We start from the raw sequence: 288 nt of genomic DNA, 5'->3' as shown, positions 1-288 counted from the left end.
GTACTGGTTCACTATCGGTCAGTCAGGAGTATTTAGCCTTGGAGGATGGTCCCCCCATATTCAGACAGGATACCACGTGTCCCGCCCTACTCTTCGAACTCACAGCCTGTGCATTTTAGTGTACGGGGCTATCACCCTGTACCGCCGGACTTTCCAGACCGTTCCACTAACACACAAACTGATTCAGGTTCTGGGCTGCTCCCCGTTCGCTCGCCGCTACTGGGGGAATCTCGGTTGATTTCTTTTCCTCGGGGTACTTAGATGTTTCAGTTCCCCCGGTTCGCTTCG

The 288-nt window shown here is 53.8% G+C and carries 1 rRNA gene; it reads right to left on the bottom strand.

What is annotated here, in order from left to right:
* Positions 1-288, bottom strand: a 23S ribosomal RNA gene (locus tag QFI97_RS00040); the annotation flags it as partial.

It is taken from the genome of Klebsiella scottii (assembly GCF_036561945.1).
Lineage (GTDB): Bacteria > Pseudomonadota > Gammaproteobacteria > Enterobacterales > Enterobacteriaceae > Klebsiella > Klebsiella scottii.
Note: the sequence above shows the minus strand (reverse complement) of the source record. Positions and strands in the feature narration are given on the sequence as shown.